Source organism: Glutamicibacter sp. BSL13, assembly GCF_052928425.1.
This window is the reverse complement of the sequence record NZ_JAVGCZ010000007.1, coordinates 38,314-64,237: the sequence shown is the minus strand read 5'-3', so window position 1 is coordinate 64,237 and position 25,924 is coordinate 38,314. Positions and strand designations below refer to the sequence as shown.

23 protein-coding genes are annotated in these 25,924 nt (G+C 67.3%); 12 read left to right on the top strand and 11 right to left on the bottom strand.

Annotated features, from left to right (window positions below):
• Positions 1-433: 433 nt before the first annotated feature.
• The 3 genes from RCJ92_RS02410 (at position 434) to RCJ92_RS02400 (ending at position 3,529) form a co-directional block, all read left to right on the top strand.
• Positions 434-838 carry a hypothetical protein gene (locus RCJ92_RS02410; RefSeq protein ID WP_446753665.1) on the top strand — a complete coding sequence of 135 codons (405 nt, stop codon included), beginning with the start codon at positions 434-436 and terminating at the stop codon, positions 836-838.
• A 53-nt stretch (positions 839-891) separates the two neighbouring features.
• On the top strand, positions 892-2,424 hold the full coding sequence (locus RCJ92_RS02405) for a deoxyguanosinetriphosphate triphosphohydrolase family protein (RefSeq protein ID WP_446753667.1): 1,533 nt from the start codon (positions 892-894) through the stop codon (positions 2,422-2,424).
• 157 nt (positions 2,425-2,581) lie between these two features.
• A complete protein-coding gene (locus tag RCJ92_RS02400; RefSeq protein ID WP_446753666.1) occupies positions 2,582-3,529 on the top strand; it encodes a 2-hydroxyacid dehydrogenase in 948 nt (315 codons plus the stop codon).
• Here the strand turns inward: RCJ92_RS02400 and RCJ92_RS02395 are convergent.
• Both RCJ92_RS02395 and RCJ92_RS02390 read right to left on the bottom strand, forming a co-directional pair.
• Positions 3,526-5,184, bottom strand: coding sequence for a flavin monoamine oxidase family protein (locus RCJ92_RS02395; RefSeq protein ID WP_446753664.1), 1,659 nt, complete (start codon positions 5,182-5,184; stop codon positions 3,526-3,528). The two genes, RCJ92_RS02400 and RCJ92_RS02395, sit on opposite strands and share 4 nt — an antisense overlap.
• 71 nt (positions 5,185-5,255) lie before the next feature.
• On the bottom strand, positions 5,256-6,746 hold the full coding sequence (locus tag RCJ92_RS02390; RefSeq protein WP_446753663.1) for an APC family permease: 1,491 nt from the start codon (positions 6,744-6,746) through the stop codon (positions 5,256-5,258).
• A gap of 94 nt (positions 6,747-6,840) precedes the next feature.
• On the opposite strand from RCJ92_RS02390, the gene RCJ92_RS02385 reads away from it, so the two are divergent.
• On the top strand, positions 6,841-8,511 hold the full coding sequence (locus RCJ92_RS02385) for a helix-turn-helix domain-containing protein (RefSeq protein ID WP_446753662.1): 1,671 nt from the start codon (positions 6,841-6,843) through the stop codon (positions 8,509-8,511).
• A gap of 13 nt (positions 8,512-8,524) precedes the next feature.
• On the opposite strand, the gene RCJ92_RS02380 is transcribed toward RCJ92_RS02385, so the two are convergent.
• Both RCJ92_RS02380 and RCJ92_RS02375 read right to left on the bottom strand, forming a co-directional pair.
• Positions 8,525-9,331 (bottom strand): nitrilase-related carbon-nitrogen hydrolase, encoded by an 807-nt coding sequence (locus RCJ92_RS02380; protein ID WP_446753661.1) that lies wholly within the window; start codon positions 9,329-9,331, stop codon positions 8,525-8,527.
• A gap of 266 nt (positions 9,332-9,597) precedes the next feature.
• Entirely contained in the window at positions 9,598-11,820 is a 2,223-nt protein-coding gene (locus RCJ92_RS02375) for an NADP-dependent isocitrate dehydrogenase (protein ID WP_446753660.1), read from the bottom strand.
• Positions 11,821-12,186: 366 nt separating this feature from the next.
• Here RCJ92_RS02375 and RCJ92_RS02370 point away from each other — a divergent pair, with 366 nt between their 5' ends.
• From RCJ92_RS02370 to RCJ92_RS02360, 3 genes are read left to right on the top strand one after another with little or no spacing between them, the layout of a single operon-like run.
• Complete coding sequence (locus RCJ92_RS02370) at positions 12,187-12,945, top strand: LamB/YcsF family protein (RefSeq protein WP_446753659.1); 759 nt, start codon at positions 12,187-12,189, stop codon at positions 12,943-12,945.
• Positions 12,942-14,558 carry a 5-oxoprolinase subunit B/C family protein gene (locus tag RCJ92_RS02365; RefSeq protein WP_446753658.1) on the top strand — a complete coding sequence of 539 codons (1,617 nt, stop codon included), beginning with the start codon at positions 12,942-12,944 and terminating at the stop codon, positions 14,556-14,558. Before RCJ92_RS02370 ends, RCJ92_RS02365 begins: the two co-directional genes overlap by 4 nt.
• Positions 14,555-15,286, top strand: a complete 732-nt coding sequence (locus RCJ92_RS02360; protein ID WP_446753657.1) for a GntR family transcriptional regulator — start codon at positions 14,555-14,557, stop codon at positions 15,284-15,286. The genes RCJ92_RS02365 and RCJ92_RS02360 overlap by 4 nt, the downstream gene beginning before the upstream one ends.
• A gap of 128 nt (positions 15,287-15,414) precedes the next feature.
• On the opposite strand, the gene purH is transcribed toward RCJ92_RS02360, so the two are convergent.
• Positions 15,415-17,085, bottom strand: coding sequence for a bifunctional phosphoribosylaminoimidazolecarboxamide formyltransferase/IMP cyclohydrolase (gene purH, locus RCJ92_RS02355; RefSeq protein WP_246049713.1), 1,671 nt, complete (start codon positions 17,083-17,085; stop codon positions 15,415-15,417).
• 88 nt (positions 17,086-17,173) lie between these two features.
• The gene (locus RCJ92_RS02350; RefSeq protein ID WP_446753656.1) at positions 17,174-17,896 is read right to left on the bottom strand and encodes a hypothetical protein; all 723 of its coding nucleotides are present in this window, start codon (positions 17,894-17,896) and stop codon (positions 17,174-17,176) included.
• A 187-nt stretch (positions 17,897-18,083) separates the two neighbouring features.
• Here RCJ92_RS02350 and RCJ92_RS02345 point away from each other — a divergent pair, with 187 nt between their 5' ends.
• Genes RCJ92_RS02345 through RCJ92_RS02335 form a run of 3 tightly spaced genes read left to right on the top strand, consistent with a single transcriptional unit; the run spans position 18,084 to position 20,131 of the window.
• Positions 18,084-19,418 carry an MFS transporter gene (locus RCJ92_RS02345; RefSeq protein ID WP_138925682.1) on the top strand — a complete coding sequence of 445 codons (1,335 nt, stop codon included), beginning with the start codon at positions 18,084-18,086 and terminating at the stop codon, positions 19,416-19,418.
• A complete protein-coding gene (locus tag RCJ92_RS02340) occupies positions 19,411-19,572 on the top strand; it encodes a hypothetical protein (protein WP_446753655.1) in 162 nt (53 codons plus the stop codon). The genes RCJ92_RS02345 and RCJ92_RS02340 overlap by 8 nt, the downstream gene beginning before the upstream one ends.
• 19 nt (positions 19,573-19,591) lie before the next feature.
• The gene (locus RCJ92_RS02335) at positions 19,592-20,131 is read left to right on the top strand and encodes a phosphotransferase (protein WP_446753654.1); all 540 of its coding nucleotides are present in this window, start codon (positions 19,592-19,594) and stop codon (positions 20,129-20,131) included.
• Positions 20,132-20,141: 10 nt separating this feature from the next.
• Here the strand turns inward: RCJ92_RS02335 and purN are convergent, their stop codons facing one another.
• On the bottom strand, positions 20,142-20,714 hold the full coding sequence (gene purN, locus RCJ92_RS02330) for a phosphoribosylglycinamide formyltransferase (protein ID WP_446753653.1): 573 nt from the start codon (positions 20,712-20,714) through the stop codon (positions 20,142-20,144).
• 70 nt (positions 20,715-20,784) lie between these two features.
• Positions 20,785-21,933: a calcium:proton antiporter gene (locus RCJ92_RS02325; RefSeq protein ID WP_446753652.1), complete on the bottom strand. Its 1,149-nt coding sequence runs from the start codon at positions 21,931-21,933 to the stop codon at positions 20,785-20,787.
• 344 nt (positions 21,934-22,277) lie between these two features.
• On the opposite strand from RCJ92_RS02325, the gene RCJ92_RS02320 reads away from it, so the two are divergent.
• Positions 22,278-22,661 carry a hypothetical protein gene (locus RCJ92_RS02320; RefSeq protein WP_446753651.1) on the top strand — a complete coding sequence of 128 codons (384 nt, stop codon included), beginning with the start codon at positions 22,278-22,280 and terminating at the stop codon, positions 22,659-22,661.
• Positions 22,658-22,798, top strand: coding sequence for a hypothetical protein (locus tag RCJ92_RS02315; protein ID WP_446753650.1), 141 nt, complete (start codon positions 22,658-22,660; stop codon positions 22,796-22,798). Before RCJ92_RS02320 ends, RCJ92_RS02315 begins: the two co-directional genes overlap by 4 nt.
• Before the next feature lie 34 nt (positions 22,799-22,832).
• Here the strand turns inward: RCJ92_RS02315 and RCJ92_RS02310 are convergent, their stop codons facing one another.
• From RCJ92_RS02310 to hpaH, 3 genes are all read right to left on the bottom strand, one after another.
• Positions 22,833-24,122, bottom strand: coding sequence for a cell division protein PerM (locus RCJ92_RS02310; protein WP_446753649.1), 1,290 nt, complete (start codon positions 24,120-24,122; stop codon positions 22,833-22,835).
• Positions 24,123-24,233: 111 nt separating this feature from the next.
• The gene (locus tag RCJ92_RS02305; protein ID WP_346921469.1) at positions 24,234-25,043 is read right to left on the bottom strand and encodes an aldolase/citrate lyase family protein; all 810 of its coding nucleotides are present in this window, start codon (positions 25,041-25,043) and stop codon (positions 24,234-24,236) included.
• Entirely contained in the window at positions 25,028-25,813 is a 786-nt protein-coding gene (gene hpaH, locus RCJ92_RS02300; protein WP_138925677.1) for a 2-oxo-hept-4-ene-1,7-dioate hydratase, read from the bottom strand. The genes RCJ92_RS02305 and hpaH overlap by 16 nt, the downstream gene beginning before the upstream one ends.
• Between the last annotated feature and the right edge of the window lie 111 nt (positions 25,814-25,924).

Here is a 25,924-nt window from a genome sequence, read left to right as displayed (position 1 = left end):
CTGCGGCGTCGTCGAGCCAGATCTCTTAGCCGCTCTTGATGGGTTGTTGGTGATTCCATCGTTCGCCAGGGCCCGGCGGCGGCGCAAGCACGCCGGGCCGCACCGCGTCATCCGCCGTCCCACCCCGTCATGTGACGCGTGAACGTTAAGATGACGCGATTCTTACGCCCGCAGTGTGACGCGTGGGCGGTGACCGGTTTTCCCCGGGTTGCCGGGGGCGCACCGGGGGCAGGGCCGCTGAAGTGTTGCACCGGGCGGCTTTGTGTGACCCGATGATGACGCGCCGTGCGGCCCGTGCCAAAGCCCGGCCGATCACATACACTGCGGGAAACGATGAAAGCCTTCGGCCACTGGGTGCGCCGGCAGGCGCCGCGCAGCACCGCGGCGCCCGGGGCCGCGGACGCAGGGGCCGGACCGGTGCCAAGGAGCCGCAATGTACACCGCAATCCGCCTGTCCTTGACCGTGGTGCTGTGCCTGGTCGCCTCGCTGGTGTTGCCGATGCTGTATTCGCGCCTCCTGCAGCCGCTGCGCCAGCAGGTGCAGTACGGCGGCACGGTCAGCGGCCTGCTGGTGCTGACCGGGGCCTGCCTGCTGGTCTACGGGCTGCTGCTGGCAGTGCAGGGCCGGGTGCTGGAGGAGTTGCCCCGGCGCTGGCCGGCCGCCGGGCTGGTGGTGCTCACCGCCGCCGGCTGTGTGCTCTTGAGCTGGTACGGGCAGCTGAGCTGGTTTTTCGGGACCCAGTCCTTCCTGGCCGCGCTGGTGTACATCGGGTTCACCCTCGGTGCACTGCTGCTGCGCCGCCCGGCCCGCCCGCTGGATCGGCGGGCCACGGCGTGAACCCGCACGCTTCCCGGACCGCGGCCGGTGCATCATCTAGGCTGGTGACTACGATGAATGCCAGGCAGAAGACCCACCTAAGCGGCGGGCGCGAGCGCGCCATCAGCGAAGCTGCACGCCCCGATGAGGACGAGTTCCGTGTGGACATTGAACGGATCCGCTTCTCCCCCTACTTTTCCCGGCTCTCCGCGGTCACCCAGGTGATCCCGCAGGCCGGGGCCGGCACCGTGGTGCACAACCGGCTGACCCATTCGCTGAAGGTGTCGGCCGTGGCCCGCTCGATCGCGATCGGGCTGCGCAACTCGGATCCGCACACCCAACAGCTGGTGGAGGAGCTGGGCGGCTGCGACCCGGTGGTGGTGCAGGCCGCGGCCGCCGCCCACGACCTGGGCCACCCGCCGTTCGGGCACCTGGGTGAGCAGGAGCTGGACCGGGTGGCGCGGCAGAGCCTGGGGCTGCCCGACGGGTTTGAGGGCAACGCCCAGACCTTTCGCATCCTCACCGCCCTGGACAGCTGCGACGCCACCCCCCGCGGGCTGAACCTGACCCGGGCGGTGCGCGCCGGGGTGCTGAAGTACCCGTGGTCGCGCAACGAATGGCTGAACCAGCCGCTGCGCTCCCCGCAGGACCTGCCGCGCGGGGCCGGGAACCATTCGGGGGCCGGGGCGGCGAAGTTCTCCTGCTATGACATCGAGATCGCCGAGATGCACGATGTGCTCTCCGTGTTCCCGCGCATCGCCACCCACCAGCAGACCCTGGAATGCTCGGTCATGGACATCGCCGACGACATCGCCTATGCCGTGCACGACCTGGATGACTTCTACCGGGCCGGGGTGCTGCAGTACACCACGGTCTCCGCCGAGTTGCGGGCCTGGCTGAACCATTCGCGCTCCCTGGCCGAGATCCCCGAAGGGGAACTGGACCTGCGCCGCCCGGGTCACGCGCTGGAGCGCACCTGGCGCCGGCTGCTGGCCAAGGACCCGTGGGTCGCCTGCCCGGAGGCGTTCCGCGACTCGGTGGAACGGGTGGAACACGACCTGGTGGAGGGGCTGCTGGCGGTGCCGTACAACGGCGGGCTGGAGGCGGACCGGGCGGTCACCGGCTTCACCCGGCGCTGGATTGACCGGCTGCAGGCCTCGATCGCGGTGGAACGCACCCCGGTGGTGCGCAGCGGCCACGTCCGGCTCGCGGACGCTGCCTGGCATGATGTGGTGGTGCTCAAGTTCGTGCACTCGCGCTTCGTGCTGGACCGCTCGGATTTGGCGGTCTACCAGCGCGGGCAGACCCGGATCATCTCCTCGCTGGCCGAGGGGTTCAAGGCCTGGCTGAATGACCCGGACGATGCCTCCCGCGCCCCGCGTCGGCTGCTGGATTCGGTGGAGGCCGCCACCGAGGAGTACCGCCAGCTGCGGGCCATGGAGCCCCAGCGCTTTGGGCCGGCCGGGGACGGAGAGGTCCAGCGCCTGGGCCAGGCCCGGGCGATCGTGGACTACATCGCCTCCTTCACCGATGCACAAGCGGTGTCGGTCAACGCGCTGCTGACCGGAACCTCGGAAGGGATCTGGGAAGTGGGCCGCGGGCTCTAGCACCCGGCCCGGTCGCTGCCGAACGCGCCCAACCTTCAGGCAGCCCCTGTCGGTCATATTGCCTGCGGGGATTGGCGCGGCGGCAGGGCTTGTGCCAAGAATGGTCGGGGGTTGGGTCCAAGCCCGGCCCCTGACTTCTACGACGGGATGAACCTTGGTGTTGCGTGTTCTTGTTCCCTCCAACGAGCTGGCCCGCCGCCTGGATCTGCCCGGGGTCGAGCCGATCGTGTGGCATTTGAACGACACTGTCGCGGATGCCCCGCCCGCGCAGGTGCTGGTGACCGAGCGGCCCCGCAACCCGCAGCACCGTGCCCGGGTCTCGCGCATTCCGGGGCTGGAGCATGTGCACCTGATGTCGATCGGCTACGAGTGGGTGCTGGAGCACCTGCCCGCCGGGGTGGGGCTGAGCAACTCGCGCGGGGCCATCGAGGACGCGACCGCCGAGCACTGCCTGGCCCTGGTCCTGGCCGCGCTGCGTGGGGTGGACACCGCCGTGCACCGCCAGCGTGAACAGCGCTGGGAACCCACCTGGGGCGCCAGCCTGCACGGGGCCCGGGTGCTGTTGCTGGGCTACGGCGGGGTGGGCCAGGAAATCGAGCGACGGCTGCTGCCCTTCAAACCAGCACAACTGCTGCCGGTGGCCCGCACGGCGCGCACCCTGCCCGATGGCACGATTGTCCACGGCGTCGATGAGCTGGATTCGCTGTTGCCGCACGCCGAAGTGGTGATCGTGGCGCTGCCGCACACCGATGACACCCAGCGGCTGGTCAACCAGGGGTTCCTGGCCCGGATGCGTGAGGGGGCGCTGTTGGTGAACATCGGCCGAGGCGCCGTGGTGGACACCCCCGCCCTGTTGGCCGAGCTGGAGGCCGGGCGGTTGCGCGCGGTCCTGGATGTCACCGACCCCGAGCCCTTGCCGGCCGGCCACCGGTTGTGGCAGGCCCCGGGCTGCCTGATCACCGCGCACGTGGGCGGGAACACCCACCGGGTGATGGAGCTGGTCTACGACCGGGCGCTCACCCAGGTCCAGGCGCTGGCGGCCGGGACCGAAGCACGAAACATGATCCGCGCCGCGGCCGCCAGCCCCCAAGGCCGGGTCCGCTAGTCCAGCGCGATCGGCCCGTATTCCTCCAGGAAGTGGATCGGGCCCGGGTTCGCCGCAAAGCTGTCCCCGCCGAAGTGGCGCATCACCCCGTGCACGGCATTCAGCCCGGTGGTCACCGCACCCTCGGCCCAGCCCGCGGTCCAGGAAATGTCATCTCCGGCCAGGAAGATCCCGCGCTGCGATTCAGGCAGCCCCCGCTGGTCGAAGTGGGTGTACAGCCGCTGCTGGTAGCGGTAGTGGCCCGGTAGGTTGGCCTTGAACGCGCCCATGAAGTTCGGGTCCGCCTCCCAGGAGACGGTGATCGGAGTGCCCACGATGTGGCTGCGGATGTCCAGGCCCGGGTAGATCTGCTCCAGGGAGTGCAGCATCAGCTCGGTGCGGCGCTCGGCATCCAGGGACAGCCACTTCAGCGCGTCATCGTTCCAGGTGTAGGACAGCAGGATCACCGCCGGCTTGCCCGGGCCGTTGTCCAGCAGGTAGGTGGCCCGGTTCAGCCGGTCGGTGAGGGTCATGGACATCAGGTCATGGCCGGTCCTGGGGTCCTTGTCCTTCCAGAACGCCCGGTCCACCATCACGAAGGTCTTGGAGGACTGCATGTAGTGGCTGCGTTCGATGGCGGTCCACATCTTCGGTTCGAAGAGGGACTCCTCCACGTGGATGCCGGTGGACAGCAGCCAGGACTGGGTGGTGGAGACCACCGCATCGAATTCCTGGGTCCGCCCGTGCTTCTCGGTGACCGCGATGCGCTGCCCGTGCGGGCCGTGGCCCTGCCCGCGCACGATCCGGGAGACCGCACCGCGCGGTGCCCCGTGGTGCAGCGAGGACAGGCTGGTGCCGGCCGGCCAGTGCACCAGGTCCTGGGGCGCGTGGTTCCACAGGGCGTGCGGCAGCTTCGCCGCCCCGCCGGTGATGCCGCGGTGGTTGTCATCCGCGTCGGTGTACACGACCCGCAGGATTTCCAGGATCGAGTTCGGGAAATCGGTGTCCCAGCCGCCGGTGCCGAATCCGACCTGGCCGAACGCCTCACGGTGCTCGAAGCCGGCTTCCTTGAAGGCCGCCGAGTTGGCGATGAAGCCGTAAAAGGTCTCCTCGTCCAGGTCGCGCACCATCCGGTCCCACAGCTCCTTGATCTTCGCGGTGTCGCGGGAGATCAGGGCCTGCTGCATCCGTTCAAAGTCGGCGTCCTCGGCCAACGCCCGGCGCCAGGCGTCGGCGACCTCGTGGAAGAATGCGGGCAGCTGGTCGGGGCGTTCGGCGTAGACCTTCTCCCCCTTCAGCTCGATCACCGTGGAGGGGGTGGGCCCGGCCATCGGGTTGGGGAATTCGAAGGTGTCGATGCCCAGCTTGTCGATGTAGTGGTAGAACGCCTTGCCGGTGCTCGGGAAACGCATCCCACCCAGGTCGCAGGTGACCTCCGGGGCGGCGGCGAAGGAGGCGGTGCGCAGCCGCCCGCCGATCTGGTCGGCCTCGAAAATCACCGGCTTGAGCCCCAGCTTCATCAGCTCATACGCGGTGACCAGCCCGGACAGCCCCGCACCGATCACGGCCACCTCGGTGCCGTGATGTTCCCGGGGAATCTGGCCCAGCCCCTCGGCGCCGGCCAGGTAGTGGTCGTAGCTGAAGGGGAAGTCGGGGTTGAGCATGCTCAGGCTCATTCGGTATTGCTCCTTGGTCGTGCGTGAAACGTTGGGATTGAAAAGTCGTGGGCGGCCCGGCCCGCCAAAACCTAGTCGGCCGGCCGGTTCAGGTGGGCGTCGATGTACTGCTGCTTGCTCAGCTGCCCCAGCCGGGAGTGGCGCCGGCCGTAGCCGAAGTAGATCACGATGCCCACGCACATCCACAGCCCGAAGACCAGCCAGGTCACCGGAGCCAGCTGGCTCATCAGGAACAGGCAGGCCGCGGCGCCCAGGATCGGGGTGAGCGGGTAGAAGGGCACCTTGAAGGTGCGGGTGGCCAGCGGCTGCTTGCGGCGCAGGTAGATCACCGAGACGCTGACCAGCGCGAAGGCGAACAGTGTGCCGATGCTGGTGGCCTCGGCCAGCTGTCCCAGCGGGATGAAGGCGGCCGTCAGCGCCACCACGCTCCCGGTGATCACGGTGCCGGCGATCGGGGTGCCGGTGCGGGCGTTGACCCGGGAGAAGATGCCGGGCACCAGTCCGTCGCGGGACATGGACAGCAGGATGCGGGTCTGCCCGTAGAGCACGGTGAGCACCACCGAGGCGATGGCCAGCACCGAGCTGGCGGCAAAGAGCAGCACGATCCACTGCTGGCCGGTCAGTTCGTGGATGATCTGCACCAGTGCGGCCTGGGAGCCTTCGAACCACTGCCACTGCCGCGCACCGACGGCGGTGACGGCCACCAGCACGTACGCGGTGGTCACGATGACCATTGACCACAGGATTGCCCGGGGCAGGTCCCGCTTCGGGTTGCGGGCCTCCTCACCGGCGGTGGAGGCGGCGTCGAAGCCGATGTAGGAGAAGAACACGATGGAGGCCGCGCCGGTGACCCCCGCCGCGCCCATGGGCAGCAGCGGTTCAAAGTTTCCGGCGTTGAAGGCGGTGAAGGCAACGATGGAGAAGAACACCAGGATGCCGGTCTTGATGATGACCACCACGGTGTTCACCAGGGCCGATTCACGGGCACCGCGGATCAGCAGGATCGTGGCCAGCCCGACCACGATCAGGGCCGAAAGGTTCACCATTCCGCCTGGCTCGCTGGGTCCTGCCGCCAGGGCGGCAGGCAGCTCCAGGCCGAAGACGCTGAGGGTTTCGTTGACGTATTCGGCGGCGCCCACCGCCACGGCCGCGACCGAGACCGCGTACTCCAGCACCAGGCACCAGCCGCACACCCAGGCGATGCCCTCGCCCAGGGTGGCGTAGGAGTAGGAGTAGCTGGACCCGGAGACCGGCACCATGCCGGCCATTTCCGCGTAGCTGACCGCCGAGAGCAGGGCGGTGACACCGGCGAGCAAGAAGGAGATGAAGACCGCCGGTCCGGCGATCGGCACCGCCTGGCCAAGGATCACCAAAATGCCGGTGCCCAGGGTGGCACCCACGGAAATCATGGTGAGCTGGAAAACGCCCAGGGTGCGCTTCAGCTGCCCGCCGCCGTTGTCGGCGCGGGCTGACTCCACCATGTGGGAAATCGACTTACGGCGTCGAAGCTGCGCCGTAAGCGTGGGGCGTGGGGACCTGGTCAAGCCGCTCGGTGTACTCATGATGTTCCTTGCGTAGCTGTTCATCCATCGCTTTCCAGACTAGGTCTGTGAGCGGCATCTCAACCCTAGCCGATTTGAACTAAACTTTGAGCACATGGGACAAAATGCACCGGACTGGTTGGATCGCGCACCTGTGGCTGAAGACGCCGAGGTGCCCTGGGAAGGACTGACGGTGGCCCGCTTCCTGCGCGAAATCCGCGGCGGGGTGCGGGTCGTGGTGGAGGGCGGGGACGCCCCGCTGCACTGGGTGGAGCCCAGCGACCTGGCCGACCCCACCGCCTACCTGATCCCCCACGAACTGGTGCTGACCACCGGCGCCCAATGGCTGGACGTGCCGGCCGGGCCGCAGCGCGATCGGCGGATCGATGACTACGTGGCCGCACTGGTTGGTGCCCGGGCCAGCGCCCTGGGCTTTGGCACCGAACCCTATTTCCAAAACGTGCCTGCGGCCCTGAGCGCCGCCTGCCGCCGCCACGGACTGAGCCTGTGGCAGATCGATGTTTCCGTGCCGTTCGCGCACCTGGGCATCACGTTCGCCAAACTGCTGCGCAGTGACACCGCGCGGATGATGAAGTATGTGGCCGAGGCGAACCGGGCGCTGCTGCGCGCCCTGGACCGCGACCGGCCCGAGACGAGGCTGATCGAGGAGCTGGCCCCACGCATCGGCGCGGCCGTGCAGCTGTTGGACCCCAATGGCCGCCTGCGCCATGTGGCCCGCGGCAGCAGCGTGGACCTGCCCGATGAGGATGCCCTGCACGCGGTGCGCCACAAGCTCGCCTCCCACCGTTCGGCACGCCTGGAGGTGCTCAGCGACGGGGAGGTCACGCACCTGGTCTACCCGTTGCGGGCCCGCCAGCCCACGGCCTCCCCCGGCCAGAAGGATGCCGCCAGCCAGCGTCCGGACCCGGGAACCGGCACCCTGGTGCTCTCCCTGGCCGAACCCCCGTCGGTCGCGGTGCGCAGCATCGCCGGCACGGCGTTGAGCCTGCTGGAGGTCATCTTGCATCAGCGCCTGGTTGGCTCCTTCGCCGCGACCCAGCTGGCCACGCTGCTGGTGCTGGGAATCACCGGGCAGGACCCCGAATCGGGGCGCACCGATGAGCTGCTTGATGCTGCGGTGGGCGGAAACCCCAGGCAGCCGCTCCACGTGGTGCTCGCCGCCGGGCAGGAAGACGGGGACACCGATCCCGATCACCAGGTGGTGCTTTGCCGCAGCCTGTTCGACACCCGGCTGGTGGCCCGGCTGGATGGGCAGCTGGCCGTGGTCACCCGCCAACCGGTCGACGACCCGTTGATGCTGCGCGCCCGGGAAGCGGGAATGCTGGTGGCGGTCTCCCGTGCCCTGGATCCGTCCGCCGCCGGGTGGCGGCAACGCGGCGCGGAACTGCACGAGGCCTATCTGCAGGCCGCGGGGCTGCTGCGGCGGGTGCTCGATGAGCAGCGCAGCCTCAGGGCCGCGGATCTGGGCAGCACCTTCGCCGACTTGCTGCCGCTGAATGCGGCTCGACAACTGGCCCATGACCTGCTCGCCCCGCTGCTGGAACTGCCCGCGGCCCGCCGCGAGCTGTACTTGAGGGTGCTGCGTTCCTGGCTGGAGGCCAACGGGCAGTGGGATGCCTCGGCAGCCGCTGCGCAGCTGCACCGCAACTCCATGCGCCGGCACATAAGCGCCATTGCCGAGCTGTTGGGCGTGGACCTGTCCGAGGCGGCGGTGCGTCAGGAGCTTTATCTGGCGCTGCGTTTCATTTCCAATACCGGAACATAGTCCAGCCCAGCGGCTAGTCCGCCCGGGTTTCGGCACCCCAGCGCTGGTAGAGGTCGTTGCGCAGTTCGGCCAGGTAGGGGGTGATCCGCTGGGCTTCGCTCACCTGGCGGGCCGCAAGGTCGGTGATCAGCAGTTCGGCCTCGGCCCCGGCGGCGGCCAGCACGGTGCCGGAGGGCGCCGCCACCACCGAGTGCCCCGAGAGCTCCAGTCCGGCCTCCATGCCGCTGTGGTTCGCGTACGCCACGTAGACCCCGTTTTCCATGGCGCGGGCCGGAATCAGCGAATCGGTGACCGGATCATTGCCCACGCTCAACGCGGTCGGCACGATGACCAGCTCGGCACCACGAACGGCCGCGGCGCGTACGGTTTCGGGGAATTCAACGTCAAAGCAGATCATCAGCCCGATGCGCAGGCCCTCAAGCTCGAACAGGGCCGGGGCGCCGGTGCCGGGCTTGAACACCCGTTGCTCCTCGGGTCCGTAGAGGTGCACCTTCACATAGCGGGCCAGCTGGGCCCCGCTCCGGTCCACCACATAGCCGACAATCATCCACTGGCCGTCAACGTATTCCGGTAGGCAATAGGCAATCGCGATCCCGGCGGCGCGCGCCACCTCGGGCATCCGCTGGCCCCACGCCGCGGCCTGCTCGGGGGCAAGCCGCTGGAGGATCTGCTCGGGCGCGTACCCGCTAATGAACAGCTCAGGCGTCAGCAGCAGGTCGGCCTCGGCCTTGGCGGCCTGCTCGGCCGCATGGGCGATCAGGGAAATGTTCGCGTCCCCATCCAGCACGGTCGCGGTGTCTTGCAGCATTGCCAGTCGCATGGTGATGTCCACTTCCTCGTCAGTACTACTTCAAGGCTAGGGGTCGTTACCGACGCCGCCGAGTTAAAAAAGTCCCAGCTTCCCGGGGGCGCAGGATGTTTTGCACCAGCCATGGCTGGTTTCGCTGGGCGCCCGGACGGGTCAGGCCGACCCGGAACCCGGCAGCTGGTGCAGGATGTCGGGGCCACTGAATGGTTGCGCGTCCGCCTTAACGAGTGGAGGCACCAGCCCATGGCTGGTGCCTCCAGTGGTTCAGCGCGCCGGGACTACTTGGTCAGCAGTTCCAAAGCAGCGTTCAGGGTCTTGCTCGGACGCATGACCGCGGTGGTCTTGGCCTCGTCCGGACGGTAGTAGCCGCCCAGTTCAACACTGTGGCCCTGGACCTCGGCCAGCTCGCTGAGGATGGTTTCCTCATCGTTGGACAGTGCCTTGGCCACGTCGGCGAAGGCGGCCGCCAATTCGGCGTCCTTGTCCTGCTTGGCCAGCTCCTCGGCCCAGAACTTGGCCAGGTAGAAGTGGCTGCCGCGGTTGTCCAGCTCGCCCACCTTGCGCTTGGGCGACTTGTTTTCCAGCAGGAAGGTACCGGTCGCGGCGTCCAGCGTGTCGGCCAGCACCTGGGCGCGGGCGTTGTCGTAGTTGCTGGCCAGGTGCTCGAAGGAAGCGGCCAGGGCCAGGAACTCACCCAGCGAGTCCCACCGCAGGTGGTTCTCGTTCACCAGCTGCTGTACGTGCTTCGGGGCCGAGCCACCGGCACCGGTCTCGAACAGGCCGCCGCCAGCCAGCAGCGGAACGATCGAGAGCATCTTGGCGCTGGTGCCCAGCTCCAGGATCGGGAACAGGTCGGTGAGGTAGTCGCGCAGCACGTTGCCGGTCACCGAGATGGTGTCCTCGCCCTTGCGGATGCGCTCAATCGAGTACTTGGTGGCCTCGATCGGCGAGAGGATCTTGATGGTCAGGCCCTCGGTGTCGTGCTCCTTGAGGTATTCGTTGACCTTCTTGATCAGCACCGCGTCATGGGCGCGGTTCTCATCCAGCCAGAACACCGCCGGGGTCTGGGAGGCGCGGGCGCGGTTGACGGCCAGCTTCACCCAGTCGCGGATGGCAACGTCCTTGGTCTGGCAGGCGCGCCAGATATCGCCGGTGAAGACCTGGTGCTCGATCAGTACGGTGCCGAACTCGTCCAGCACCTGGACGTGGCCGTTGCCGGTCATCTCGAAGGTCTTGTCGTGCGAGCCGTATTCCTCGGCCTTCTGGGCCATCAGGCCCACGTTCGGCACGGTGCCCATGGTGGTCGGGTCGTAGGCGCCGTTGGCGCGGCAGTCTTCGATCACGGCCTGGTAGACGCCGGAGTAGGAGGAGTCAGGCAGCACGGCCAGGGTTTCGGCTTCCTCGCCGTCCGGGCCCCACATCTTTCCGCCCAGGCGGATCATGGCCGGCATCGAGGCGTCGACGATCACATCGGAGGGCACGTGCAGGTTCGTGATCCCCTTGTCCGAATCCACCATGGCCAGCTTCGGGCCCTCTTCCAGGCCCTTGGCGATCAGCTTCTCCACGCCCTCGCGGACCTCGTCGGTCAGCTCGTCCAGCCCGCCGAGGATGGCGGCCAGGCCGTTGTTCGGGTTCAGCCCGGCGGCTTCCAGCTGCTCGCCGTAGGTGTCGAACAGCTCAGAGAAGTAGGCCTTGACGACATGGCCGAAGATAATCGGGTCGGAGACCTTCATCATGGTGGCCTTCAAGTGGGCGGAGAACAGCACGTCATCGCGCTTGGCGCGGGCCACGGCGTCCTTGAGGAACTCGTCCAGGGCCACCACGTGCATGACGGTGCCGTCGATGACCTCGCCGGCCAGCACCTTGAACGGCTTCTTCAGGATCTTGACTTCACCGTCTTCGGCGACAAAGCGGATCGAGATGCTCTTGTCCTTGTCGATGACCACGGACTTCTCGTTCGAGGCGAAGTCATCGGCACCCATGGTGGCGACATTGGTCTTCGAGTCGGAGGACCAGGCACCCATCGAGTGCGGGTTCTTGCGGGCGTAGTTCTTCACGCTCAGTGGCGCGCGGCGGTCCGAGTTGCCTTCACGCAGCACCGGGTTTACGGCCGAACCCTTGATCTTGTCGTAGCGGGCGCGGATGTCGGTTTCCTCATCCGAGCTCGGGTTGTCCGGGTAATCGGGCAGGGCGTAGCCCGCGGTCTGCAGTTCGGCGATCGCGGCCTTCAGTTGCGGGATCGACGCGGAGATGTTCGGCAGCTTGATGATGTTGGCCTCGGGGGTCTTGGCCAGGTCACCCAGCTCGGCCAGGGCATCGGCGATGCGCTGTTCCTCGGTCAGGTAGTCCGGGAAGCTGGCGATGATGCGGCCGGCCAGCGAGATGTCGCGGGTTTCCAGCTCCACCCCGGCGGTCGAAGCGTAGGCCTCGACGATCGGCAGGAACGAGTGGGTCGCCAGCATCGGCGCTTCATCGGTGTGGGTGTAGATAATCTTGGCCATAGGTGTGGCGTCTCCCTGATCGTCGTGCGGAAGCGGGGTTAACCGCCCTAAACTCAACGTTCCCAACTTACCTGATTTCGGGCTCCACGACACGTTTTGTGGCCTAGTTATCCCTGCGAACTGCCTTGATTTTGCGCTGAAATGTCGGGCCTGGCGGCCCGAGATCGGCATCCCCGCTTTAAGTTAAGGTCTCGTAACTCAAACCGCTTTTTCGCAAACCCCGCCATGGGAGGGGCATAACAGCAACCCAGACGCCCCGGGACTGCCGCCGGAAGAACCCGGCAGCAAGCACGCAACCAGATTGTTGAACAATCCCGTCATTTGCTGCATGGTTAAGGTCGGAGGCAAGTAGAGACGGGGATCACAGTGCAATACATCGACCTGAATTCCGATGTGGGCGAATCGTATGGAAGCTGGAGCATGGGAGATGACACCGAGATCTTCCAATCCGTCTCCTCGGCCAACGTGGCCTGCGGATTCCATGCCGGTGACCCGCGCACCATCGCCCACACCTGCCGCGAGGCGGCGAAGGCGGGCATCACCATCGGGGCTCATGTCGGGTACCACGACCTGGCCGGGTTCGGCCGCCGTTTCATTGAGGTTCCGGGCAACGAACTGGCAGATGACTTGCTCTACCAGCTAGGGGCGATGGATGCCATGGCCCGGGCTGCCGGCAGCGAAGTCAAGTACGTCAAACCGCATGGCGCCTTGTACAACGCCATCGTGCACCATGAAGAGCACGCCCAGGCGGTGATTGACGCGATACGGGCCTTCGGACGCGACCTTCCCGTGCTCCTGCTCCCCGGGTCGATCGCCCTGGACAAGGCCAAACGTTCTGGGTTGCGGGCGGTCAGCGAGGCCTTTGCCGACCGCAGCTACAACCCGGACGGAACCTTGGTTTCGCGTACGGATCCCGCTGCCGTCCTGCATGACCCCCAACGCATCACCCAGAACATGATTCGCCTGGCCAGCGAAGGCACCATCCGGGCCATCGATGGCACCATCATCCGCACTTCCGCTGAGAGCATCTGTGTTCACGGGGATACGGCCGGAGCCGTGGCGGTGGCCGCCGCGGTGCGTGCCGGGCTGGAGTCCTCGGGGATAGACATCAAGAGCTTCGCATGACGATCGATGCCGTCCACTTTGCCGGCACCCGAGCGGTGCTCGTGGAGCTGTCCGATGCCGCGTCCGCGATGGCGCTGACCGCCTGGTTGGAATCCCATCCCCTGCCAGGACAGCAGGATGTGCAAACCGGTGCGCGCACGGTGCTGCTCAGGACCGACTGCCTGCCCAATGCCGGCTACGCGTACCGGCTCATTCCCACGCTGCATCTTGACCTGGACCGCCGGCACGAAGGCGAGCTCATCACGGTGAACGTCAGTTACGACGGGCCGGACCTGCACGCGGTGGCCGAGCTGCTCGGCCTGAGCACCGAAGCGCTGATCGAACTGCACAGTTCACGACGATGGGCTGCCGCATTTACTGGCTTTGCCCCGGGGTTCGCCTACCTGCAGTCCGAGGGCCCGCCCCTGGAGGTTCCACGTCGCAGCACGCCTCGAACCACGGTGCCCGCCGGCGCGGTTGCCCTGGGCGGGAAGTACTCGGCCATCTACCCCGCGGCGTCCCCGGGCGGCTGGCAGCTGCTCGGGCATACCGACACCCGCATGTGGGACGTGAACCGCACGCCCCCGGCCCTGGTGCAACCGGGCGACAAGGTGAAATTCGTGCCGCAACGCGCGGCACTGCGACTGAGCGTTCCTGCCGCGAACCACCAGCCACCGGCACCACAGGTGACGTCGGGGGTGGAAGTCATCAGCCCCGGCCCGCAATCAACGATCCAGGATGCAGGACGCCGCGGCGTCGGCAACCTTGGCGTTTCCCCCTCCGGCGCTGCCGATGCGATTTCGGCGCACCAGGCGAACAGGCTGGTCGGGAACCTGCCCGGTGCGCCCGTTATCGAGACCCTTGCCGGTTCGCTGCGGGTGCGGGCCATTGGCCACCAGGTGCTGGCGGTCAGCGGGGCCGAGGTGCGGCTCGAGATCCACGGCGAAGCCGAGGATCACACCAGCATGCGCACCGCAGCGATGAACGTGCCGTTCATCCTCAGGGACAAGGAAACCTTGAGCTGTTCCGCGGCCACGGCCGGGCTTCGCAGCTACCTGGCGGTCCGTGGCGGCTTTGATGGCCACCGGGTTCTGGGCTCCCTGTCCACCGATTCCCTCTCCGGCCTCGGACCGGCACCCCTGCAACCCGGCGAGCGCCTGCCCACGGCGAGGATTCGCGGCACCCATCCGGTGGGCGGCGCCGAACCCTCCACGCTGCCCCAGCCCGAGCCGGACGGATGTTTTAGGCTGCGCATCGTGGCCGGTCCACGCGATGATTGGTTCGGACCGCAGGGCCTGGAACGGCTTGTTTCCCAAACGTGGGAAGTCAGCGCCCAGTCCAACCGGGTGGGAATGCGCCTGAGCAATGCCGCGGGCGGCAGGCCGCTGGTCCGGCTGCGCGCCGGTGAGCTTGAAAGCGAAGGCATGGTCCGCGGTTCGCTTCAGGTTCCCCCTTCCGGATTGCCCGTGCTGTTCCTGGCAGATCACCCGGTGACCGGCGGCTATCCGGTCATCGCGACCTTGGTCGATGAGGACGTCTCAAAGGCCGCTCAGCTCGCCCCCGGCACCCCCATCCGCTTTGTGCTGCTGGAACCCGGCTCATCGATGCCGCGGACGGGAGGTGGGCGCAGATGAACGAGCCCCATCAAGCAGCCGCCGCCACGGATGCTGCCCCCTGCCACGGCCTTTTGGAACGCGGGGTGGCCGCTCACGCGCACACCGGCGCGTGGGTGGCCGAACGGCTGCGTGCGCTCATCGCCGCAGGCAAGATGGTTCCCGGCCAAAAGCTTGGGGAAAAGGCGCTCTCCGAAACCTTTGGGATCTCCCGCAACACCCTGCGCGAGGCGTTCCGGATGTTGAACAACGAACTGATCATCACGCGGGTCCCCAACCGCGGGGTGTTCGTGGCTTCTCCCGGGCCGGAGGATGTACGTGAAATCTACGCGGTGCGCCGGATGATCGAACCGGCGGCGGTGGCCTGGGGCGCGGACCTAAATGTTGCCCAGCTGCACCGCACCGTGGTTTCTGGCCTGGAGGCGATGGCGGCCAGCGACACGGTCGGGGTCGCGGATGCGAACCAGCGGTTTCACCAGCAGATTGTTGCCGGGTCAGGCAGCAGGCACCTGCAGGAGCTGATGCACCGCGTGCTGGCCCGGATGCGGTTGGCGTTCCAGTCGGCGCAGGGCACCACGGATCTTCATCGCACCTACCTGCAGGGCAATGTGAACGTCGTGGGACTGCTCGATCGCGGGCAGCGGGTCGCGGCAGCCGATGAACTGCGCAGCTACCTGGAAGCGGCCGAAACCGAGCTGCTCTCACGGTTATCCGCCACGGCGCCGGGCGCTGCCCCTCGACGCGGTTAAAGCGCGTTTCCGCTGCCGCCACCGGCGGCTTGCCGACACAAAATCCCCGGGAGGCACCGGCAAGACGCGGCAGGCCCCCGCCCGCCTGAGTCATTCAGGTCGTGCGGGGGCCCGCGATGCGCCAGGACCTAGTGGAAGAAGTGGCGGGCGCCGGTGAAGTACATGGTGATGCCGGCTTCGTTCGCCGCGGCGATCACTTCCTCATCGCGTACCGAGCCGCCGGGCTGGACTACCGCCTTGACTCCGGCGTCAATCAGGATCTGCAGGCCATCGGCGAACGGGAAGAACGCGTCCGAGGCCGCCACGGCGCCCCGGGTGCGGTTCTTGGACTCGGCGCCGTCCACGTTCTCGGCTCCGCCGGCGGCGTCGGCCCCGGATTCAACGCTCACGCCCAAGGTGTTGGCGCGTTCCACGGCCAGCTTGCAGGAGTCCACGCGGTTGACCTGTCCCATGCCGATGCCCACCGCGGCGCCGTCCTTGGCCACCAGAATGGCGTTGGACTTGGCGGCGCGCACCGCGCGCCAGGCGAAGGCCAGGTCGGCCAGGGTCTGCTCGTCGGCGGCCGAGCCGGCGGCCAGCGTCCAGTTGGCCGTGTCATCACCGTCGGCTGCGATGGTGTCCGACGCCTGGATGAGCATGCCGCCGGAAATCTGGCGGAACTCGTTGGCGGCGCGGCGGTACCCCTCCGGCAGGGTCAGCAGGCGGATGTTCTTCTTGGCCGAAAGGATCTGCACGGCCTCATCTTCGAAGTCTGGGGCGATGACCACCTCGGTGAAGATGCCCTTGACGGTGTCGGCCATCGCCTTGGTGACGGTGCGGTTCGCGGCGATCACCCCGCCGAAGGCGGAGACCGGGTCGGTGGCGTGGGCCTTGGCGTGGGCGTCGGCGATCGGGTCCGCGGCGCCCGGTGTGGCCACCGCAACACCGCACGGGTTGGCGTGCTTGATGACGGCCACGGCTGGTTCGCTGAAGTCGAAGGCGGCGCGCAGGGCGGCGTCCGCGTCCACGTAGTTGTTGTAGCTCATCGGCTTGCCGTGCAACTGCTTGGCCTGGGCGATCCCGGCCGGCGCGGCGGCATCGGTGTACAGGGCGGCCTGCTGATGCGGGTTTTCCCCGTAGCGCAGCACCGCTTCGCGTTCCAGGGCCACCCCGGCGTAGGCCGGCCACTGGACCTGGCCCTGTTCGTCCTCGTCCAGGAACTGGCTGGCGGTCCAGGAGGCCACGGCCGTGTCATAGGCGGCGGTGTGGGCGTAGGCCTTGGCAGCCAGGCGCTGGCGGGTCTTCAGGTCGAAGCCCCCGGCCTTGGCGGCGTCGATGACCTGCCCGTAGAAGGAGGGATCCACCACGATGGAGACCGCAGCGTGGTTCTTCGCGGCCGAACGCACCATGGCCGGACCGCCGATGTCGATCTGCTCGACCACGTCGTCCTGCGCGGCGCCGGAGGCGACGGTCTGCACGAACGGGTAGAGGTTGACGACCACCAGGTCGATCGGGTCAATGTCCATGGAGGCCAGGGTGTCCATGTGCTTGCCCACGCGGCGGTCGGCCAGGATGCCGCCGTGGATCCGCGGGTGCAGCGTCTTCACGCGCCCGTCCAGCATTTCCGGGGAACCGGTGACCTGTTCCACCTCGGTGACGGGGATGCCGGCCGCGGCGATGCGCTGGGCCGTTGAACCGGTGGAGACCAGCTGCACCCCTGCCTCATGCAGTCCGGCGGCCAGCTCCTCCAGACCGGTCTTGTCGTAAACGGAAATCAGGGCGCGACGGATCGCTACACGGTCTAGGGCGGTCTTGCTCACGTAAATGGTCTCCCGGGCAGTGCGACATTGTGGTTGCGGCGGCACGGCGGCCGCCGCAACCATTCTAGCCCCGGGGTGCGGTCAACCTTCAGGATGTTTCGGACAGGGTCTGGTCCTGGACGATGTCGGGGAAATGTTCGCTGAGCTGTTCCGGGGTGAGGCACAGCTTCAGCAGTCTCTCGGCGTGGTCGTCGTCGGCCACGTAGGTGACCAGGTCCAGCTTGGTGCGTTCGTTCAGGGCATCACGCAACCCGATGGCCACCCTGACCATGGTGCGGTAGTAGGCGCGGATGGTTTCGCTCCAGCCCTCACGCTGGGCCTGGGTGGCCAGCGCGTCGCTCCAGATTTCGGCGGCCACCTCCTCCACCAGCCCGATGGAGGACCAGTGCCATTCGGTGGGTTCCCACTTGTCCGAATAGAATCCGTCATCGTCGTCGGCTTCCAGGTCCGCTTCCAGCGCCTGCAGCACATCGTCCAGGTCCTGGCCGTCGTGGTCCTCGTCCTCGGCCCCGTGCCCGTCGGTGGAGTCGTCCTCCGTTTCACGGTCCCCGGGTTCGACGCCGGAGTAGTCATCGGCGTCCGCCCGGTCCTCGTATTCCTCGTCCTCGTCCAGGTCCTCGCCGCGCGCCACCAGCAGTTCGCGGGTTTCGGTCAGCCGGTCGCGTTCCAGCGCCTGGATGGAGTTCAACGCCAGCAGGGGCATGTCAATGGACTCGGACTCCTCGCTGCTGACCCCGTGCAGGGCAATCGCGTAAAAGTCCTGGGTCGGGTGTTGTTCCAAAATCTCCGCCGCGTGTCGAAGGGCGGACACCCGTAGCGCCTCTTCGAGAGCGGTCCAATCTACTCCCATGTCCAGAGATTACCCCGTTCGGCGGGCCACCGGTAGGCCTTGACGCACCGGGCAATCGGGCGTAGCGATGTGCCCGAAGCCACGGCAGTGTCGGTAGGCTACTGCCTGTTGCCTCCGCAGCCGCATCCTCCACCGAAGGACTTTGACCGTGTCTACCATTACCCGCCCCTCCGGCGCCCGCATTGTGCAGGAGCTGCCCTTCAAGTGGTCCGTGCAGGGCTCGATCTTCATCATCGGCGGCCTGGGGTTCATGTTCGACGCCTGGGACGTCACGCTGAACGGCGCACTGATCCCGCTGGTCGCCGCCGAGTGGGGGCTGGAGCGCACCACCGCGGCGCTGCTGGGCACCTCGAACCTGGTGGGGATGGCGATCGGCGCGTTCATCTGGGGCGGGCTGGCGGACCGCTATGGGCGCAAGAAGGCGTTCTCGGCGACCCTGCTGATGTTCTCGGTCTTCACGGTGCTGGGCGCGCTGTCCCCGAACTTCGGGTTCTTTGTGGCGTTCCGCTTCCTGGCCGGTGTGGGCTTGGGCGGCTGCATCCCGGTGGACTATGCGCTGGTGGGCGAGTTCACCCCGGCCCGGCTGCGCGGCAAGGTGCTTACCGCCATGGACGGGTGGTGGCCGGTGGGTGCGGCGCTGTCCTTCTTCATTTCCGGGGCCGTGATTGCCACGACCGAGAACTGGCGGCTGATCCTGGTGGTGATGATCCTGCCGGCGCTGCTGGTCTACTTTGTGCGCCGCCAGGTGCCCGAGTCCCCGCTGTACCTGGCCTCCCGGGGCCGGGAGTCCGAGGCGCGGGCGGTGATTGACGACCTGGTGACCCGCACCGGGGCCAAGGTGCGCGAGTACCGGATCGAGATGCCGGACGCCAAGCCCACACCGTGGTGGCAGCAGGTGGTGGCGCTGTGGCGGTACTCCCCGTCACTGACCGCGACCAGCTGGCTGCTGTTCATCACCATCCTGCTGGTCTACTACCTGGCACTGACCTGGCTGCCCACCATCCTGGCCGAGGCCGGGATGGCCCAGTCCGCGGCCCTGTTCACCACCGCGGTGATGGCGTTGATGGGTCTGCTCGGAGTGGTGATCGCCGCCCTGCTCGTTGAGCGGGTGGGCCGCAAGTGGCTGCTGGGCGTTTCCGCGCCGCTCTCCGGCCTGGTGCTGGTGCTGGTTGCCCAGGTGCTTCACGTGCCGGCCGCCGCCATCGGCTGGGTGCTGGTGTTCGGGATGGTGGTGCAGGTGGCGATCCCGGTGCTCTACGCCTATGTCTCGGAGCTGTACCCCACCGAGCTGCGCGCCTCGGGGTTCGGGTGGGCCTCGACCATGTCCCGGCTGGCGGCCGGGTTCGGTCCGCTGCTGTTCGCCGCACTGTGGCCGGTGGTGGGCCTAAGCGCCCTGTTCGCCGGGGCGACCGTGCTGGTGGTGCTGGCCCTGCTGGTCATGGCGCGGGTGGCCCCGGAAACCAAGGGCCGCGAGCTTGACTGAACTTCCCGCCCACCTGCCGCAGCACCTGCTGCGGCTGGCCGCGGACGGCGGGGCCGAACCGGTGTGGCGCAACGAGCTGGGCGGGACGACCTTTCGGCTGGCCCCCCGCAGGCCGGTGCCTGTACCTGAAGTGGCAGCCGCGCCCGCCGGTTGACCGGCAAGATGCGCGGGCGGTGGATTTGGCGGCCGAGGCCCGGCGGCTGCGCTGGGCCCGGATGTATCACCCGGTTCCCCTGGTGCTCGGGCAGGGAGCCACATCCGCCGGATCCTGGCTGCTGACCCAGGCGGTTGCGGGCACCAGCGCCGTGGATGAGCGGTGGCGCGCCCAGCCGCGCACCGCCGTCGTCGCGATCGCCCGGGGCCTGCGAAGGCTGCATGAGACCCTGCCGGTCGAGGACTGCCCGTTCACCGGCAGCTGGGCGCAGCCCCACGCGGCACGGCTTCTGGCACCGCAGCAGTTGGTGGTCTGCCACGGGGATCCGTGCGTGCCGAACACGTTGCTGGATTCGTCCGGCGATTTTGCCGCCCACGTGGACCTGGGGCTGCTGGGGGTGGCGGACCGCTGGTCGGACCTGGCGATTGCCAGCTACAGCATCGGCTGGGACATCAACTTCGGCCCCGGCTACGAGGAGCTCTTCTTCAGCGCCTACGGGGTGGCGCCGGATTGGGAGCGCATTGCCGCCTACCGGGCGTTGTGGGACGCGCCGGAATAGTGCGCCCGGGCTACGCCTTGCCGGCGGCCAAATCCGCCAGGGTGGCGATCAGCAGCCGGCGTTCGACCACCTTGATGCGCTCGTGCAGGGATTCCTCGGTGTCCCCGGGCAGCACCTCGACCGGCTCCTGGCGCAGGATCGGGCCGGTGTCCACCCCGGTGTCGGCGATGTGCACGGTGCAGCCGGTCACCTTCACCCCGTACGCCAGGGCGTCACGCACCCCGTGGGCGCCGGGGAAGGACGGCAGCAGTGCCGGGTGGGTGTTGATGTAGGTGCCCTCGAAGGCATTGATGAACTCCTCGTTCACAATGCGCATGAAGCCCGAGGAGATGACGTAGTCCGGGGCGTAGGACAGACACTTTTCGGTCAGCGCATGGTTCCATTGCGCCCGCTCGGAATAGTCCTTGAAGTTCACCACGAAGGTTTCAATCCCGGCATCCGCACAGCGCTGCACCCCCAGGGTGCCATGCTTGTCCGCGCCGACCGCCGCAATTTCCACATTGGGCAGCTCGCCGCTGGCGATCGCGTCGATTACTGCCTGGAGATTCGAACCGGTGCCGGAAACCAAAACCACAATACGCATGGCTTCAATTCTACGGTGGCTGCGCCGGCTGCCTGGCACCGGCAAGGTGGGCGGGCGCAGCAGCGGGCCGCTAGCCGAACACCACCAGCCCGTAGACCACGAACAACGCCAGGTGGGCGGCCCCGTGCACGGCGGTGACCCGCTTCGCACCGAACCCGGCCACGGTCATCAGCAGGGTCAACCCAAGCAGCAGCAGGTTTGCCGGGGATTCACCGAGCACGACGCTTTGCCCGGTGAGCATGCCGATGACCAGCACGGCGGGAATCGTGACGCCCACCGTGGAGACCAGCGCGCCGTGGCACAGGTTGCTCACCCGCTGGATTTCCCCGTTCAGGGCGGCGCGCACCGAGGTGATGGATTCGGGCAGGAACACGATCATGGCAATCAGGATCCCGGACAGGGCCACCGGTGCCCCCAACCGGCCCAGGCCGTCATCCAGCAGGCTGGCCATGTCATGGGAGAGCAGCACGATCGGCAGCACCGTGATGACCAGCAGTCCCAGCCGAAGCAGCACTTCGGTGCGGTGGGTGGCCAGCAGCTGGCCGATCGGGGTCCGCTGCCCACCGGCTTGGCCCTCGGTTCCGCCAATCCCCAGGCGCTGGATCACCTTGGGGTCCACCTCAATGAAGTCCCCGGACTGCGCCCCCATTTGGCGGTACAGGAAGTAGGCGTACAGCACGACGGTGAGCAGAACCAGTGGGATCTCCTGCGCGGTGGTGTAGCTGCCCCCGGTGCCGATCAGGGCCGGCAGGGCGAACGCCAGGGAGGTGAGCACCACCAGCATCGCCAGGTAGGCCGAGGCACCGGTGCGGTTGGGGGCCATGGCCCCGTGCCGGGTGCCTCCCACCAGCAGGGACAGGCCGATCACCAGGTTCATGATGATCATCGACACCGCCATGACCGAGTCGCGGGCGATCGTCGAATGATCGCCCGGGCCCAGCATGACCGCGGAAATCAGGATGACTTCGATCAGCACGATGGACAGGGTCAGCACCAGCGAACCGTAGGGGTCTCCCAGCCGGCGCGCGAGCTGCTCGGCCTCGTGCACCACCCCGAAGGAGCACAGCAGGATGACCGCGACGATGACTGACAGGGCCAGCACCAGCAGCCCGCCGGGCACCGGTGGGGCGAGGAACCGTCCCAGCCCGAGCAGCAGGAAGAAGGTGCCCCAGCCAAGGACGAGCCGGAGGATGGCCACCGGGGTGACGATTGATCGCAACAAGGAAGTGGAACGCAAGGGTTCAGAACCTATTCCATGGGGTCGTCCCCATGTCGAGCGAGCGGACGGGTCGTCCCGACCGGAAAAACGGCAATGTGCCTGCCTTCAGGGTAGAACAGCGGGCAGCGGGGAGCCAATCGATGGCCCGGCACCGCGTGGTGCTGGCCATGGGCCCAGCCCACCGCCTGGGCTATCGGCCGGCAGGCGGCGCACTGGCGCTCTTGACCCAGGAGGTTGCTTGGGTGGCAGCTCAAGAGTCAGCCGGAAGACACTGGACATCCCTCGGAATGCGTCGGCCACGGCCCTAGACTGGAGCCACCATTCTTCGATTCCCAGGAGGAGCAATGGAAGGCATCGTCCCCGACGACAAGGACTGGACCGTGGTGCTGGATGAAATCTGCACCGAATGCGCCCATGACGTGCGCTCGACGACACCGGAGGAAATCGTCGATGAGCTGCCGGACAAGGTGGACCGCTACCTGTTGGCCCTGCACCGTGAGCACGCCCGCGAGCGCACCGATCCCTCCCGTTGGAGTGTCCAGGAATACGTGGTGCATGTGGCGGACATGCTGCGGGTGATGGTGCTGCGCTTTAATCTGATGCTGGCCGAAGACGAACCCACGTTCCCGAACTGGACCAGGATGAGGCGGCCGAGCAGGCCCGGTACAACGAGCTGGATCCGGAGGAGGCGGCCAGCCGGCTGCGTGCCGCCTCGGCGATGTTCATGACCCGGCTGGATGGGATTTCACCGCATGAGTACTCCCGCAAGGGACTGCGTTCAAACGGCGCCGCCTTCACGGTGGCCAGCCTCGCACAGTACGCGTGGCACGATGTGCTGCACCACTTATGGGACATCAAGGCGTAGCGGCCGCCGTGCCCGGCCCGGCGGAAGGACCTGGCTACCCTTCGAGCACCGGGTCCGTTTCAAACAAGGGCGCAATCAGGTAGCCGATCGCCGTGCCCAACCCGACCTGCAGGGCCAGCCATCCGGCCGAGGCCCACAGGTGCGGGCCCACCTCGGTCAGCCGGCCCACCGCCAGTGAGCCGGAGGACAGCCACGCCCCGGCCAGGCTCAACACCCCGGCAACAATGCCGGTGAACACCGACAGGGCCGCGGTGGAGGTGGCCAGTGAAAGCCAGTGGTAGGGGATGCGGCGGGCGAACCAGTCCTCCAGGTGGTTCTCCCCCACCCGCAGGAAGTACCAGCCGGCCGCCACCCCGGCCAGCACCGGCAGCAGCATGAACAGCCAAAAGTTTCCATGGTCGCCGGAGGGCAGCGCAGCCAGCAGCGGAATCGAGGGCAGCGGTCCCACCGTTGTCTCCAGGGTGGACAGCGTGCTGCCGGCGCCGATGGCGAACCCGCCGCCGCTGATCCAGGACAGCACCCAGAACACGGCATTGGGGATGAACCCCAGCTGCAGCAGGGTCAGCGCAAAGGAACCCACCGCCCCGGGCCGCAGTTCCTGGTACACATTGGCCACGTCCACCCAGTGCGTGCCCACCGCCACGGAAAGCACCACGCCGCTGATGCCCACGGCCGCGACATACCCCACGAAGCCGGCCACGATCACGTGCCAGACGTAGGAGCCGGCCCAGCGCCGGTGCGGGGAGATGCTGGTCAGGTACTTGGCCGTGTCGATTCCGATCAGCCTCCCCCAGGACCCGGCTTCACGCCGGGCACCGATAAGCAGTCCGAAGAACACGATCACCAGCGGCAGCAGCGCCGCGGCCACCACATTGACCGACGCGTAGTCGTTGCTGACCAGGAACCCGGTGGCCAGGCCCACCAGCCCATAGGCGGTGAAGGCGCCCAGCAGGCCCTGCCAGAGCTGGTCGGTGTAGGAGGCGCGGGCGATGCGCCGCCCGGCGCGCATGGCGAAGAACAGCGGGATCAGGCTCAAACCCAGCGGAATCAGGGTGAACCACCCGGAGACCGAACTCGGGTCGGTTTCCGGGCCGAGGTTGTGGATTTGGATCGGCACCCCGTGCACGGCCAGCCAGATCAGTCCGCCGAACTGCATGATCGCTTCGAAGGATTCCTCGCTGAAGCCCCCGCTGAAGTAGACCGCGATCAGCGGCACCAGCAGGATGGCAGCGACGAACACCACCGATTGCAGGATCTCAAATACTCCCTGCAGCATCAATGGCATCGGCCAGCCATTGCGCAGGCGCAGCATTACTGCCTTCATGGGTTTCTTTTCGCGGCTCATTAAAAAACAATGTTGCCACCATTGGCGTCGTGCTTTGCTCTGCGACGCGCAATGATGGCAACTGCTGGGGTAGTGCTGAGGTTGACCTGCTCAGTAGCTGGCCGGGGCGTCCGTCGGTCGTTCCTCGCCAAAGGACGCGGCCAGCGCCTCGCTGGCGCGGGCCAACAGCGCCACGTCGGCCCCGACCCCCACGTAGTGGGCCCCGGCGTCGATGTAGCGCTGGGCGGTGGACTTGTCGAACGCGTTGACGCCCACGAACTTGCCAGCAGCAAGTCCCGCGTTGATCGACGTGGTGACGGCCTGGACTACGTCCGGGTGGCCCTGCTGGCCGATGACCCCCATGGAGGCGGCCAGGTCCGAGGGCCCGATGAAGATCCCGTCAACACCTTCGGTGCCCACGATCTGTTCCACGTTCTCGACCGCTTCGGCGGATTCGATCTGCACCATCAGCGTCAGGGTTTCCGAGGCACGCTGCAGATAGCCGTCGATGCGGTTCCAGCGGGCCGAGCGGGCCAGCGCCGAACCCACCCCGCGCACCCCGTGCGGAGGGTAATGGCAGGCGGCCACCGCGTTGCGCGCGTCCTCGGCGGTGTGCACCATGGGGATGATCAGTGACTGGACGCCCAGGTCCAGGTACTGCTTGATCAAGACGGTGTCGTTGAACGGCGGACGGACCACCGGCACCACCGGGTAGCTGCGCACCGCCTGCAACTGGGCCAGGATGCTGGACAGGTCGTTGGGTGAATGCTCCGCGTCAATGAACAGCCAGTCAAAGCCGGCTCCGGCGCAGATCTCGGCGTTCAGCGCCGACCCGGAGCACACCCAGATGCCCAGCAACGCCCGGTCCGCGCCGTGCAGCGCGTCCTTGAAGGAGGGATCGGGTTCTACTCGAAATGGCATGTCACGGTTCCCAACGGTCCGTAGTCGGCGAAGACGGTGTCGCCCTGGTACACCCACATCGGGCGGGTGAAGGAGCCGGCGAGGATGATCTCCCCGGCCTGCAGCTTGTCGCCGTGCGGGGCGATCTTGTTGGCCAGCCAGTACACGCCGGCGGCCGGGTGGTTCAGTACGCCGGCTGCGACGCCGGTCTCCTCCACGGTCTGGTTCTTGAACAGGATGCCCGAAACCCACCGCAGGTCCAGGGTGTCCACCTTGACCGGGTTCCCGCCGATCACCATGGCACCCATCGCGGCGTTGTCGCTGATGGTGTCCACAATGGTGCGGCCTTCCATCTCAATGCGCGAGTCGAGGATTTCCAGTGCCGGGATCACGTATTCGGTGGCCTGCAGCACGTCAAAAATGTTCGCATTCGGACCTTCGATGTCCTTGTTCAGCTTGAAGGCCAGTTCCATTTCAATGCGCGGGTGGGTGTAGTCCTCCCACTGCACCGTGCAGCCAGAGTCCAGCACCATGTCATCGAAGATGATCCCGTAATCCGGCTCGGTGATGCCGGTGGCCATCTGCATGGCACGGGAGGTCAACCCGATCTTGCGTCCGGCCAGCACCCGTCCGTTGGCTTCCGAGCGCTGACGCCACAGGTTCTGGACCCGGTAGGAATCCTCCACGGTCATTTCCGGGTAGCGGGCCGTGAGCCGCGGCACCGGGGTGCGCGTGGCACCGGCCTGGACCAGCTCATCGGCGATTGCCGTGATCGTTTCCTCGGATAGCATCGACGGATCAACCTTTCACATTCGATTCGTTGCCCTGCGAGCCGGATCACTTCACGGCTCGTAAGGGGAATGCTATCGAGGATGTCGACGCTTTGGCACATCGTACTTAGA